This is a genomic window from Methylobacterium sp. GXS13 (assembly GCF_001455965.1).
In the GTDB taxonomy this organism is placed as follows: domain Bacteria; phylum Pseudomonadota; class Alphaproteobacteria; order Rhizobiales; family Beijerinckiaceae; genus Methylobacterium.
Genome location: NZ_LKKO01000062.1, coordinates 1 through 12,850, shown reverse-complemented (window position 1 = coordinate 12,850; position 12,850 = coordinate 1). Strand labels below are relative to the sequence as shown.

Sequence of the window (12,850 nt, the reverse complement as noted above, 5' to 3'; positions counted from 1 at the left end):
GGGCATCGAACGAACCGATCTTGTGCTTGGGATGAGCGGATTCCGGGGACGGGATGACTATGCTTACCTCGATCGCATGCGTGCGACCTCGCTGGGCCCAATCGCGAGGTAGAAGCGGATCGCATCGTCGACCAGAGCGTCGGGCGTGACACCCGCTGCCTTCGCGGCCCGAGTAACTTGGAGGCCAAGCGCAAGATCGATGCGCAAGGCGGCACCCTGGCTCGGCGAAGCTGGTGCGACGGTCGGGGCAGGTATGGGTGCAGCACTGTTTCGCGACTCGAGCTTGCCAAGCTTGGCTTCGCGACGACCCTGGTGGACGAGAGCGTCAGCGCGCTCATTGAGACGGTCGCCGGCATGCCCCCGGACCCAGGTCCATTTCACGTCGCGCGCCGCGTTGAGTTCGTCGAGGCGCGTCATGAGGTCGACGTTCTTCACGTCCCCCGTCGTCGTGCGCCAGCCTTTCGCTTTCCAACCGCGCATCCACTCAGTCACGGATTTGACGACGTACTGGCTGTCGCACCGCATCTCGATCGCGGCCCCGGCCGGGAAATGCTCGAGGCCCTTGATCGCTGCCATCAGCTCCATGCGGTTGTTGGTCGTGGTGCCGGGCTCTCCGCCGCACAACTCGACCGTACCTTCCGGAGCCGCAACGACGACCCCCCAACCGCCTGGCCCTGGATTAGGGTCGCAGCCTCCATCGGCATAAACGATCGTGCGCATCGTGGCGTCAGCCCTTCCTTGCGGGGTGGTCGATGGGAGGCTGCCATCGGTGCCCGAAATTAGCTGACAGATAGTATCTGTCCCCGGGCCGGTTGAGGACGCAAAAGGGCTCGCCGACTGCTCTACGGCGATGCGTAGTAGGTCTACGTCGGCGGGGTGGGGCAAACGGCGTATCCGCTTTTCTGGTCGACCCTCTCCGAAGCGGGCTAGCGGCTTTCGGCCATTTCCTTCCGTCCGCGAGAGCAGGGGCTTACGTCCGCTTTCCGGAAACAACGACGTCGTCTCGTACGGCCGAGTTGGGTCGATGATGGACAGGCTGGCAGCCGTTACCTTGGAACCGTCACGGTCCATCTAGACTAGCACGCAACAACCTCGGCGGTTCGCCGGCCGGACAGACGGCCGGTCAAGCAGCCTTTCGGGTCCTGCCGGCGGTAGTTTTGCCCGAAACGTGCTTCCTCGCGGGCGTCGAGGGCTTCGTCTCCGTCTTGCGCGGCCGCGCCTTCGTCGGCGAACCGCCCTTCTCGGAGTCGATGCTGCGCTTCAAGGCCTCCATCAGGTTCACGACGTTGCCGGAACTCGGCGTGCCAGCCTTTGCCTTGCCCTTGCCCTTCGCCGGCTTCGGCGCCTTGCCCTTCACCAGGGCGATCAGCGCCTCCTCGTAGCGGTCCTCGAACTTCGAGGGATCGAACTTCCGGGTGGAGCGCGCGATCAGCTCCTCGGCGAGCGCCCGCATCTCGGCCGTCGGATCGCCGTCGGGCATCTCCTCGAAGTACGCCGTCGGCGAGCGAACCTCGTCCTGGTAGCGCAGCAGCGTCGCGAGCAGGCCCTTGCCGTAGGGTTCGAGCAGGACCACTCGCTCGCGCTTGTAGATGACGATGCGCCCGAGCCCGGCCATTCCCTTCTTCTTCATCGCATCCCGGATGACGGCGAAGGCCTCACGCGAAACCTTGTCCTCGGCCGCGAGATAGTACGGCTTGTCGAGGTAGCGCTCGTCGACCTCCTCGCGCTTGCAGAACGCCTCGATGTTGATCGTGTGCGTGCTTTCCAGGGCGATCTCGCTGAGCTCGTCGTCCTCGACCGGCACGAGTTCGTCCTTGGCGATCTCGCAGCCCTTCACCTGATCGTCGCGATCGACGGTGTCGCCGGTGACGGAGTCGACCATCAGCTGCTTGAGGCGGTTTCCGGTCTCGCGGTTGATCGTATGGCACTTCAGCTCCCTCGACGAGCTGACAGCCGGATATAGTCCGACCGCGCAGGAGACGAGTGAAAGTCGAAGATGACCTTTCCAGTTGGCGCGGGCTGCCACGTCGCTCTCCTGTGTCCGTCGAAGTATTGCCGCCCCTCGATGCAGCCGTAATGCGGCGTATCGGGAGCTTGACGGTTCAACGAGAGTCCAACTCGACTCGTTCCTCCACAGGCACGCCTGTGGATAACTTGGCCACTATTGTAGTTCCCTCGTCCATCCCGCCTCCGCCCCTGCGCGCCCAGGAACCCGATCCGACCGGTCCCGTTTCCTCCAAGCGATGACCGAGCTTCTCAAACCGTACCGGGAAAAGCGGGATTTCGAGGCGTCCCCCGAGCCCAAGGGGAAGCGCGGCCGCAAGGCGGCGAAGGCGCGATTCGTCGTCCAGAAGCACGATGCGAGGCGCCTGCACTACGACCTGCGTCTGGAGATGGACGGCGTGCTGAAGAGCTGGGCCGTGACGCGCGGACCGAGCCTGTCGCCCGCCGAGAAGCGGCTCGCCGTCATGACCGAGGATCACCCGGTCGATTACCTGGCCTGGGAAGGATCGATCCCGAAGGGCCAGTACGGCGGCGGGACCATGATCGTCTGGGACACCGGGGCCTGGGAGCCGGTCGGCGATCCGGCCGCCGCGCTAGCGAAGGGCCACCTCGAGTTCGCCCTGTACGGCGAGCGGCTCGCGGGCCGCTGGCACCTCGTGCGGATGAAGGGCCGCGGCGGCGAGAAGAAGCAGCCGTGGCTTCTCATGAAGGTCGACGACGAGCACGCCCGCCGCGACGGCGACATCCTGGTCGAGCAAGAGGCCTCGGTCCTGTCTGGGCGGACCAACCAGGATCTCGCGGACGGCGGGGCCGTGAGAGCCGATAGCGCTGCCCGCGCCGATGTGGTGGCGGAACGAAAGACGAAGCCGCCGGCGAGCCGGTCCAAGAGCGCCCGCAAGGCGATCCTGCCGCCCTTCGTCGAGCCCGCGCTGGCGACACTCGTCGACGACGTGCCCACCGGCGACGGGTGGTTGTACGAGATCAAGCACGACGGCTACCGCATGCAGGCCCGCATCGAGGACGGCTCGGTGAAGCTCCTGACGCGCTCGGGACTGGATTGGACCGCGAAGTTCGAACCTACGGCCCAGGCCCTGAAGGCCATGAAGCTGCCCTCGGCCCTGGTCGATGGCGAGATCGTCGTCGAGACGGCGGCCGGCGTCTCCAGCTTCTCCGCCCTGCAGCAGGCGCTCGCCGCTGGCGATACCGGATCGGCTGTCTTCTACGCCTTCGATCTGCTCTACCTCGATGGCAGGGATCTGCGCGCGCTGCCCCTGATGGAACGCAAGGATCTGCTGCTGCAAAGCCTCGACGACGCCCAGCCGGGCGGCCCCATCCGGTTCAGCGAGCACCTCGCCGCCGACGGCGAGGCCATGGCGCGCCACGCCTGCAGGCTCGGCCTGGAAGGCATCGTCGCCAAACGGGCGGACGCGCCCTACCGGTCGGGCCGGACCGATGCCTGGCGCAAGATCAAGTGCAGTTCGTCGGAGGAGTTCGTGGTCGCCGGCTTCATGCCGTCGACCACGGCGAACCGATCCGTGGGGTCGTTGATCCTCGGGACGCACGAGGACGGCACTCTCGTCCATGTCGGGCGGGTCGGCACCGGCTTCCGCGACGCGGTCGCGCAGGATCTCTGGATGCAGCTGGAGCCGCTGCGCATCCCGGTGCCGTCCTTCGAAGCCGAGCTGCCGCCGCTGGCGCGCCGGAACGCCCGCTGGGTCGAGCCCAGGCTCGTCTGCGAGGTCACGTTCCGCGGTTGGACGGGCGACGGCCAGCTCCGGCACGTGTCCTTCAAGACACTCCGCACCGACGTGCGTCCGGACGAGGTCGTCCGGGAGGCGAAGCCGAAGCTGCCGAAGGCAAGGACGCGGAAGCCCGCGGAGGCGGTCGCGAAGCTGACGCATCCGGATCGCGTGCTCTGGCCCGACGTCGGCCTGACTAAGGAGGGGCTCGCCGCGTACTACGCGGAGATCGCCGACCGCATGCTGCCGCATGTGATCGACCGCCCGCTGTCGCTCCTCCGGTGCCCGAACGGTCTTGGCTCCTGCTTCTACCAGAAGCACGCCTGGGCGGGGCTCGAGGAGCGGTACATCCGGCTCGTGGACGGAGAGAAAGCGGTCGTGATCCAGGATCGGGAAGGCCTCCGTGCCCTGGTCCAGGCGAGCGTCCTTGAGATCCATCCCTGGGGCGCGCGGGCCTCGGATCCGGATCGGCCGGACCGTCTGGTCTTCGACCTCGACCCGGGCGACGGCGTCGCGTGGGCCGATATCGTCGCCGGCGCCCTGGATGTGCGCGAGCGGATGTCGACGGCCGGCCTCTCCAGCTTCGTGAAGACCACCGGCGGCAAGGGGCTGCATGTCGTCGTGCCGATCGAACCGAAGGCCGGATGGGACGAGGCGAAGGCCTTCGTGAAGCGCATCGCGTCCGAGATGGCGAAGGACGCCCCCGGCAGCTTCATCGCGACCGTATCGAAGAAGGCCAGGGACGGACGGATCTACGTGGACTACCTGCGCAACCAACGGGGAGCGACTGCCGTCGCGGCCTTCTCGACCCGGGCCCGCCCCGGGGCGCCCGTATCTGTCCCGGTCGATTGGGACGAGCTCCCGTTGCTCGGGTCCGGCGCGCGCTTCGACGTCGCCAGCCTACCAGGTCGCCTCTCCGCCTTGCATCGCGATCCCTGGGCCGGGTTTGAGCGCGCAGCCCGGCCGTTGGAGGCTGCAAAGTGCCGGCGCCGGACCTAGTGGTCGTCGAAATCCAGCGCTCGGCACTCATCGCAAGGGGCTGCTTGCGACCCATTGCAGAAGGCCGGAGGGTCCGCTCCTGGGCAGCCGAGAGGATGCAAATCAGAAGGCCGAGGCATTCGCCGCCCCCGCGGTTGCTTACAGGATAAGTTCGCGAGTGAATGCGATGCTTGCCCGTAGCCCAGGCTGAGCGTCCGAGAGTGTGAGCTGCCCCCCATGCAGTTCTGCGACGGCTGCTGCCAGGCTCAAGCCAAGGCCGTTGCCTGGACCGTATCGGCTCCGCTCCAGCCGGTAGAAACGGCGGAGTACCTTCTCCCGCTCCGTGGCCGGGATACCAGGGCCATCGTCGCAGACGGCGGCTACAACTGAGCGATCCCGTACGCTGAGTTCGAGAGTGACCGTGCTGCGCTGCGGCGTGTGCAGGAGGGCGTTCTCGACTAGGTTCACGAAAAGCTGTGTGAGTAGGTCCTGATCGGCTTGGACCCAGACATCCGCGGTGATGTCGGCCGCAAGCGTACGACCACCATCGCTTGCCGGAGCAGCGTAGGCGTCCGCAACAGTGTGGAAGAGTTCCGACAGGTTGACCGGGTGGAACCCCTTACGAAGCGTAGTGGCCTCGATCTGCGCGATACGCAGCAGCGCTGAGAAGATGTCCAGGATCCTGTCGGTCTCCTCGACCGCCTGCTCCACCGCCACTCGGTAGTCGTCGAGAGTGGCGGCGCGGCGGTTGGTAGTTTCGAGGTTCTGACGCAGTCGTGAGAGCGGCGTGCGCAGATCGTGTGCGATGTCGGTGGAGACCTGCCTCAAGTTGACCATCAGCCCGTCGATGCGGTCGAGCATCCGGTTGAGGGTCACGGCGAGGCGGTCGAACTCGTCCTTCGACCCGGTGTGCGTAATTCGCTGCGTCAGATCTCCGGCGACCACGGCTTCGGCAGTGCGGGTGATGGCGTCGAGCCGGCGCAAAAGCGCCGTGGAGAGCAGGGACCCCGTGCCGAGCCCGAGCGCCCCTGCAATGACGAGCGCGATCAGGAAAGCACGTCTGATCACAGCCTCGACGTGGCGCACATCCGCGAGATCGTCGGCCACCACGAGGCGGCTGCCGTCGCTAAGCGCGCGGGCCGCTGTTCGTGGACCGGCGCCTCGCGACGCCACAGAGCCCGCGGGATCGCGGCCATACGGCAGTAACGTCTCATCTCCGAGGAGTGCCCGGCCATCAACTCCGATGAGGACGTAACGAATGTGTGTGAGCGGGTTGGCAAACCGCCCGGCCAGCGCCGCTTCCAGATCCTGCCGCCCACCGGCCTTAAACTCATCGACGAGAGCGCTGGCCTCGTTCTCCAGCCCACGCTGTGCCTGGCGCTCCAACGTGTCCGATACCACGAGAACCGTCACCCACCCGATCACGCCGACCGTGACCATGAACGCGGCCGTGTACATCAGGGCGAAGCGTAAACCTGCGCTTCGCAGGAGGTCACGCCATGAGCGCATGGAGGAGGTACCCCGCGCCGCGGATCGTCCCGATCGGATCCGGCTCACCATTGCTGTTGAGCTTGGCACGCAGGCGGCTCATGTGGGTCTCGACGATGTTCGTCTTGGGATCGAAGTGGAACCCCCAGACGCTCTCCAGGAGCTGCCTCCTAGTGACGATTTGCCCAGCGTTACGCATCAGGAACTCCAGCAAGCTGAACTCCCGCGGCTGTAGATCCACGGTCTGTCCGGAGCGGCTGACCCGTCGCGTAACCAGATCCAGCTCGATGCCGGCCGCATGTAGGACTGTCTCGACCCGACCGAGTGGCGGTCGACGTGCGAGCGCGTGAATGCGAGCGAGCAGCTCGGCAAATGCGAATGGCTTGACGAGATAGTCGTCGCCGCCGGCCTCCAGGCCATCAACCCTGTCGCTGATGCCGCCCATCGTGGTGAGGAACAGGACCGGCGTCTGGACGCCCGCGGCGCGCAGTCGGCGCACGAGTTCGAGACCGTCGATGCCTGGCAGCATGCGATCGATGACGGCCACATCGTGGGCCCTCCCACACGCGAGCGTGAGCCCGGTGTGTCCATCACCTGCTTGCTCGACCTCGTGTCCGGCCTCCCCGAGGCTTGACACGAGCAATGCCAGGGTCAGGGCATCGTCCTCGACAGCCAGGATTTTCATCAAGCCCCGGTCCTTAAGGTTCGGCGAGAGAAGCGTGTCAGCCAAGATTGGGAATTTGTAATTTGACCACGACCCGATGAATTGGCTTGCTCATCAACCGGGAGTTGCAGCTCCACTTACGTATTTATCCGCGAAGATTTAAAATTAACCCTCGCATGCCGAACTAAAAACTGCTCGATTTTCGATTACGATCAGGGACACGTAGGTAGATGTCAACATGAAATCATAGAAAATGCAAATTTTACACAGAGATGATGACCGTAATAACGTATTCAGATCGAAAGTCTTTCTGCATGTGGGATCTGAACCGAATATCTCCTCAAACTAACGAGCCGCTCTGCGAGGATACAGAGCTGATCCCGAGTCTTCCGGGTTGCCTCTCAGCCCCCCTCCAAGAGTACTTTTGCGTAACCGAGCAGAATGCCCTGCCGCCGCGATTGGCCGAGCTCGTCGAGCGCTTCGAGAAGGCGTTCGCTTGTCGGGGACGCACCGTTGCAAATGAGTTTCGGGACGACCTGATCAGAGCGCTTCCGGCGCTGAGGACCTTCGCACTCTCCTTGTGCGGGGATGTGAGCCGCGCCGATGACCTGGTGCAGGAAACGTTCGTTCGAGCCTGGACGAAGTGGCATCATTTCATGCCGGGCACGAATTTCACGGCGTGGCTGTTCACGATCATGCGCAACCAACTGTACACGGACTTGAGGAAGCGCAAGCGAGAAATCGAAGATGCCGAAGGGAAACACGCCGGACGGCTCATAGCACTCCCGGATCAAGAGGAAGCCAACACACTGAGGATCGTGTGGAACAACATCGACGCTCTTCCCGTCGCCCAGCGCCAAGCGTTATTGCTCGTCGGTGCTGAAGGATACACCTACGAAGAAGCAGCAGCGAAGCTTGGCTGCCAAGTCGGAACCATCAAGAGCCGGGTCAGTCGGGCCCGCGCCCTCCTTGTTGGTACTTTGGGCGTGTCGTTCGACAGCCAGCCGCGGGCCTGACTTCGATGGAAGGTGCGGACGGCTTCGATGTGATGGCGGATGCATGCATCGCGAACAACAGGGCCATCTTAAACCATGGATCCTGCGAGATGCAGGCCCTCTCGCGCCTCCTGCTTCACGCATTGGCTGCGGAGATCTTGAGACGTGAGATTGCCCCAGCACCTTCGCACCCCAATCCCAGTATGCCCGCTCCCAAGGGCCGGCAGGATGTTTAGCGATCGACCTGTTGCCAATCTGCTCCCGTTCCACGCGGTTCGGGGCTTGGTGCGGCAGCTCACGGCGGTTGGAGCTCGACAAAGATTGCTCGGAAAAGTCCCTGACAAGTCGCGGATGCGTAGAGCTCCGGTGGAACGGAATTGTCGGGCTTCGGATTGCAGGCTCCTAATTCAGGAGCCTGCTTTGCGACCCTCTCTCCTCGTGCTCCTTGGGCTGTCGCTCTTAGCCAGCCCGCAAAGCCTTCTGGCGCAGGTTGCCACTGGGGAGGTCGCCACCACGACCATCGAGGCGGATGAACCCCGTCAGGGGCCGCCCCCGCCGCTGCCCGAGCTGTCCGATCCGAACGGTCGTGCTGCTGAAGCCCTGAATGAGCCCAGCGAGCGCTCCAGCATCCCAAAGGTGCTGCGGTCGTCAGGATCCAAGGCGGGAGGTCCGGCCAACGACCTGAACCCGAGCGGGCAAGCTGAAGCACCGGCTCCACCCAAAGGCGACCTCGGCAAGGTGGCGGCGGGCAAGGAGTTGTTCCACGGCAACTACTGCGGGAAGGGGCAACGCGGCGAGGGGCTGCCCCCCATCGACGCCCTCGACTCTGCCTGCATGCGCCACGACGCCTGCTACGACACCGCCGGGTACAGCTCCTGCACCTGCGACGCGGCGCTCAGGCGAGAGGCCGCCTCCGTCTCGGATGATCCGGATGCATCGCTGGAGACGAGGCGCAGGGCCCTCAGCGTCACGGAGGCGACTGCAGCAATGGACTGTCGCCGGCCCTGACGCTTTCGAGGGCCTCAACATGACCGGGATGGGTGCCAAGCTGCATGTCAGTTTTCGGGCAGACACCCAATGTCGGCTCACCACCCCGAGCCGAAGTCGGTGGACCGCCGACGAATGGCCGCTTTCGGGAAGTGCTGATCACTGTCTGCACGGCTGGCACGGGTCGGTTGGAGCCTGTCCGCTTTTTCAACCGACTTTCTCCGAAGCGGTCATTCTGCTTTCGGCCAAACTGCGTCATGCTGGATCGCCGATGGGCGCAAACCCGGACGTTCGGCTTGGCGCCCATATCTGCCGTCCGGAGAGCTGCGACGCCGTCCCCGAAGCGGACTTCGCGACGCGCAGCGCCGATCCTGAGCCGCTGGCGCCATCCTTGCCTTGGGAGACGTGTCCCCGAGCAGGAGCCGGATGCAATGGCTGTCACCGATCATGCCCTCGCCTGGACGCAACTCTTCGGCGAGCTCGATCGGAGTGGCTTGGCACTACACCTGCAGATCCGTCGGGCGATCGTGACGGCCATCGAACGGGGGCTGTTCACCGCGGAGGCCCGGATGCCTTCGACGCGCCAGCTCGCGGCCCTGCTCGGGGTCGCCCGCAACACCGTAGTGAACGCTTACCAGCAGCTCGTTGACGAGGGCTTTCTGGTCTCCCACGAGCGGAGCGGAATTTTCCTGGCGCCGGATCTGATCGTCTCCGAAGCGCGTGGTCCCTCCCCGGAACGGACCATCGCCTGGTCGCGGCGCTTCGCGGTCCGGCCCGCGCAACTGCGGCAGATCACGAAGCCCCGGGACTGGCTCGACTACCCGTATCCCTTCCTGTTCGGCCAGTTCGATCCGTCCCTGTTCCCGGCCAACGACTGGCGCGAGAGCGTGCGGGCGGCCTCCGGGGTGTCCGAGATCAACGCCTGGGCGGGCGACCTGATCGACGAGGACGATGCCGATCTGGTTGAGCAGCTCCGCCTGCAGGTGCTGCCGCGGCGGGGCATCTTCGCGAGCGCCGACGAGGTGATGGTCACCATCGGATCGCAGCAGGCGCTCTCGCTGCTGATCCAGCTGCTGGTCGGCCGCCATACGCCGGCGGGCGTCGAGGACCCGAGCTATCCCGATACGCGCAACATGCTGACTCTCGCCACCGACCACCTCGCGACACTCGCCATCGACCGGCACGGGGTCGTGCCCGATGCGACCTTCGCCAGCCGGCAGGTGGCGTTCGTCACCGTGGGGCATCAGTGCCCGACCACCGCGGTGATGCCGCTTGAGCGCCGCCGCGCCCTACTGGAAGCCGCGCGGCGCCACGACGTCGTCTTGGTCGAGGACGATTACGAGGCCGACCTCGCCCTGGCGGACGAGATCCCTTCCCTCAAGAGCCTCGATACGGACGGCCGCGTGATCTATGTCGGCAGCTTCTCGAAGGTGCTCGCCCCGGGCCTGCGGGTCGGCTACGTGGTGGCGCCCCGGGCCGTGATCGCGGAGCTGCGCGTGCTGCGGCGGCTGATGCTGCGCCACCCACCCTCGAACAACCAGCGCGCCACCGCGATGTTCGTGGCGCTCGGTCATTACCGCACGCATCTGCGCCGGACCGCCGGCGTTCTGGAGGAACGCGCCGTCCGGATCGCCGGCCTGCTGCCCCGCCTCCTACCGGCGTTCCGCTGGCGCCGCGACCCGGGGGCCACGAGCTTCTGGGTGGAGGGGCCTGTCGGCCTCAATGCCCGGGATCTCAGCGTGCGCGCTCGCGCCCGCGGCGTCCTGATCGAGCCGGGCGACATCTTCTACGCCGACCCGAAGGCCGGCCAGGCCTGCTTCCGCCTGGGCTTCGCCTCGATCCGCACCGACCGGATCGAGGCGGGTCTCACCCGCCTCGCGGAACTGGTCGCGCAGGCCGGAATCCGGGCATCACAGGGGATGCCCGAGCAGGTCTGAAATCGCCTGCACCACGCTCGTAACAGCGACGGTGCAGAGCAGCAGGATCGACAGGGCCCGATGCCCCCGTCCGGCACCGAGCCTGAGAAGCGCCTCGCCGAGCCGGCTGCCGGCGACGATGAGCGGGATGCCGATCATCACCGGGATTGCCAGGTAGGCCCTGAAGAGCCCGGCGGTCGCGAGGCTGACGGCGCTGGCGATCGACGTCGCGAGGAAGAACACCAGCAACGAGGCGCGTCCCTGCTGCGGCGAAAGAGGCGTCGCGAGATAGTAGGCGACTACGGGCGGACCCGGCATCGCCGCCAGCCCATTGCACAGGCCAGCGGCCAGCCCGACCGCCAGGGTCGCACGGCCGCGCGGAAGCTCAACGAAGCGAAAGCCGCGCAGGAGAGCGACAGTCCCGCAGCCGCAGACCAGCGCGATGCCGAGCCGGGCGACGTCCGGGCTCGCCGCCGCCAGCGCAGCGACGCCCAGCGGCGATCCGACCACCGTGCCGGCGATGAGCCAACCGAGCGAGGGCCAATGGCAGGTTCGGCGCGCCCGCGGCAGGTCGGACAGGCTCGCGCAGAACTGGAGGACGACGGCGAGCGGGACGCACTGGCTCGGCGGGAGCGAGAAGCCGAGCAGCGGCACGGCCGCCAGGGCGAACCCGAAGCCCGTGAACCCGCGGATGAGCGCCGCGGCGAAGATCGCGGCCGCGATCGCGATCAGGGATGCCGGTTCAGGCATCGGAAGTGCAGGGGCCACCGCCCTAACGCATGTCGACCACGATGGTCTTCTTGCGGGTGAAGTGCTCCAGCATCGACTCCAGGGAAGCCTCCTTGCCGAGGCCGGACTTCTTGAAGCCGCCGTAGCTGAGGTTCGGCTGGATCGTCAGGTTCTGGTTGACCTGGACATAACCGGCATCCAGCGCATGCGACACTCGCAGCGCCCGGCGCAGGTCCCGGGTCCAGACCGTCGCGGCGAGGCCGAACTCACCCGCATTCGCCGCCTCCAGGACCGCCTCTTCGTCGGAGAACGGCACGATGCAGGCGACCGGACCGAAGATCTCGTCGCGCATGAGCGGGCTGTCCTCGGTCAGACCAGTGAACAGGACCGGCTCGACGAACAGGCCCTCGGCGAGGTCCGGCATGGCCGGCAGGCGCCCGCACCGCACGGCCCGCGCGCCCGGCGTCGCCTCGCCCTCTGCGATGTAGTCCAAGATCTTGGCGCGCTGCCGGGCATTGATCACGGTGCCGATATCGGTAGCCTCATCCAGGGGATCGCCCATCTGGAGGTTCGCGACGGCGGCGGCGAGCCGCTCCACGAATGCGTCGTGCATCTCGGCATCGACGTCGATCCGGCTCGAGGCGGTGCAGCTCTGGCCCTGGCGGGTGAAGCGCATGCCGGCCACCGCGCCCGCGACGGCCCGGTCGAGGTCCGCGTCCGCGAAGATCAGCATCGGGCTTTTGCCGCCGAGCTCCAGGCTTACCGGGATCAGCTTGTCGGCGGCCTCGCGGTAGATCGCTTCGCCCACCGCCTGCGAGCCCGTGAAGGTGACCTTGGCGACGTCCGGGTGCCGGACCAGCGGCGCTCCGCAGGCGGGACCGGTGCCGCAGATCACGTTGAGGACGCCGGGCGGCAGGAGATCGGCCAGGAGACGCGCCGCCTCGATCGTTGCGAAGGGGGCCTCCTCGGACGCCTTCACCACCACGGTATTCCCGGCGACCAAGGCCGGACCGATCTTGAGCGCCATCAGCACGAGGGGCACGTTCCAGGGCAGGATCGCCGCCACCACGCCCAGGGGCTCGCGGGTGGTCAGCGCGAGCATGTCCGGGCTGAACGGCAGCGTCTCGCCCTTCAGTTCCGTGGCGAGACCGCCGAACATCGCGAGGATGTCGGCCGCGGTGGCGATCTCCGGTCGGCACTCGGTGCGGATCGCCTTGCCGGTCTCGACGGCCAGCAGCGGGGCGAGATCCGGGGAGGCCGCCGCGATCCGGCGCCCGCCCTCGGCCACCAAGCGACCGCGCTCGCGGGCCGGTACCCGCGCCCAGGCCCGGGCGGCGGCGCGGGCGGCCG

At 66.5% G+C, this 12,850-nt stretch carries 10 protein-coding genes; 4 read left to right on the top strand and 6 right to left on the bottom strand.

The features are described 5' to 3' along the window. Positions 1-63 precede the first annotated feature (63 nt). Together rnhA and AO398_RS21380 are read right to left on the bottom strand one after the other, a co-directional pair. A complete protein-coding gene (rnhA, locus tag AO398_RS21385) occupies positions 64-720 on the bottom strand; it encodes a ribonuclease HI (protein WP_058194212.1) in 657 nt (218 codons plus the stop codon). Between the two features lie 403 nt (positions 721-1,123). Next, positions 1,124-2,026, bottom strand: a complete 903-nt coding sequence (locus tag AO398_RS21380; RefSeq protein WP_082643389.1) for a Ku protein — start codon at positions 2,024-2,026, stop codon at positions 1,124-1,126. Between the two features lie 217 nt (positions 2,027-2,243). On the opposite strand from AO398_RS21380, the gene ligD reads away from it, so the two are divergent. Next, positions 2,244-4,742 carry a DNA ligase D gene (ligD, locus tag AO398_RS21375; RefSeq protein WP_058194210.1) on the top strand — a complete coding sequence of 833 codons (2,499 nt, stop codon included), beginning with the start codon at positions 2,244-2,246 and terminating at the stop codon, positions 4,740-4,742. Positions 4,743-4,880: 138 nt separating this feature from the next. On the opposite strand, the gene AO398_RS21370 is transcribed toward ligD, so the two are convergent. Both AO398_RS21370 and AO398_RS21365 read right to left on the bottom strand, forming a co-directional pair. Beyond that, positions 4,881-6,179, bottom strand: a complete 1,299-nt coding sequence (locus AO398_RS21370) for a HAMP domain-containing sensor histidine kinase (protein ID WP_160329349.1) — start codon at positions 6,177-6,179, stop codon at positions 4,881-4,883. Positions 6,180-6,213: 34 nt separating this feature from the next. Then, positions 6,214-6,894: a response regulator transcription factor gene (locus tag AO398_RS21365; protein ID WP_058194208.1), complete on the bottom strand. Its 681-nt coding sequence runs from the start codon at positions 6,892-6,894 to the stop codon at positions 6,214-6,216. A gap of 293 nt (positions 6,895-7,187) precedes the next feature. Here AO398_RS21365 and AO398_RS21360 point away from each other — a divergent pair, with 293 nt between their 5' ends. The 3 genes from AO398_RS21360 (at position 7,188) to AO398_RS21350 (ending at position 10,792) form a co-directional block, all read left to right on the top strand. Beyond that, positions 7,188-7,889: a sigma-70 family RNA polymerase sigma factor gene (locus AO398_RS21360; RefSeq protein WP_058194207.1), complete on the top strand. Its 702-nt coding sequence runs from the start codon at positions 7,188-7,190 to the stop codon at positions 7,887-7,889. Positions 7,890-8,288: 399 nt separating this feature from the next. Then, positions 8,289-8,876, top strand: coding sequence for a phospholipase A2 family protein (locus AO398_RS21355; protein ID WP_058194206.1), 588 nt, complete (start codon positions 8,289-8,291; stop codon positions 8,874-8,876). 410 nt (positions 8,877-9,286) lie between these two features. Further along, positions 9,287-10,792, top strand: coding sequence for a PLP-dependent aminotransferase family protein (locus AO398_RS21350; protein ID WP_058194205.1), 1,506 nt, complete (start codon positions 9,287-9,289; stop codon positions 10,790-10,792). Here the strand turns inward: AO398_RS21350 and AO398_RS21345 are convergent. Both AO398_RS21345 and AO398_RS21340 read right to left on the bottom strand, forming a co-directional pair. Further along, positions 10,766-11,521, bottom strand: coding sequence for a sulfite exporter TauE/SafE family protein (locus AO398_RS21345; RefSeq protein WP_058194204.1), 756 nt, complete (start codon positions 11,519-11,521; stop codon positions 10,766-10,768). The genes AO398_RS21350 and AO398_RS21345 overlap by 27 nt on opposite strands. A gap of 22 nt (positions 11,522-11,543) precedes the next feature. Next, positions 11,544-12,850: aldehyde dehydrogenase family protein (locus AO398_RS21340; protein ID WP_058194203.1), on the bottom strand; the 1,307-nt coding region annotated here is incomplete at its 5' end.

What these genes read in the sequence shown, in the direction of transcription:
- AO398_RS21370 (WP_160329349.1), bottom strand. Translation starts at nt 6,179, where the DNA reads ATGTACACGGCCGCGTTCATGGTCACGGTCGGCGTGATCGGGTGGGTG.
- AO398_RS21365 (WP_058194208.1), bottom strand. Translation starts at nt 6,894, where the DNA reads ATGAAAATCCTGGCTGTCGAGGACGATGCCCTGACCCTGGCATTGCTC.
- AO398_RS21360 (WP_058194207.1), top strand. Translation starts at nt 7,188, where the DNA reads ATGTGGGATCTGAACCGAATATCTCCTCAAACTAACGAGCCGCTCTGC.
- rnhA (WP_058194212.1), bottom strand. Translation starts at nt 720, where the DNA reads ATGCGCACGATCGTTTATGCCGATGGAGGCTGCGACCCTAATCCAGGG.
- ligD (WP_058194210.1), top strand. Translation starts at nt 2,244, where the DNA reads ATGACCGAGCTTCTCAAACCGTACCGGGAAAAGCGGGATTTCGAGGCG.
- AO398_RS21350 (WP_058194205.1), top strand. Translation starts at nt 9,287, where the DNA reads ATGGCTGTCACCGATCATGCCCTCGCCTGGACGCAACTCTTCGGCGAG.
- AO398_RS21345 (WP_058194204.1), bottom strand. Translation starts at nt 11,521, where the DNA reads ATGCCTGAACCGGCATCCCTGATCGCGATCGCGGCCGCGATCTTCGCC.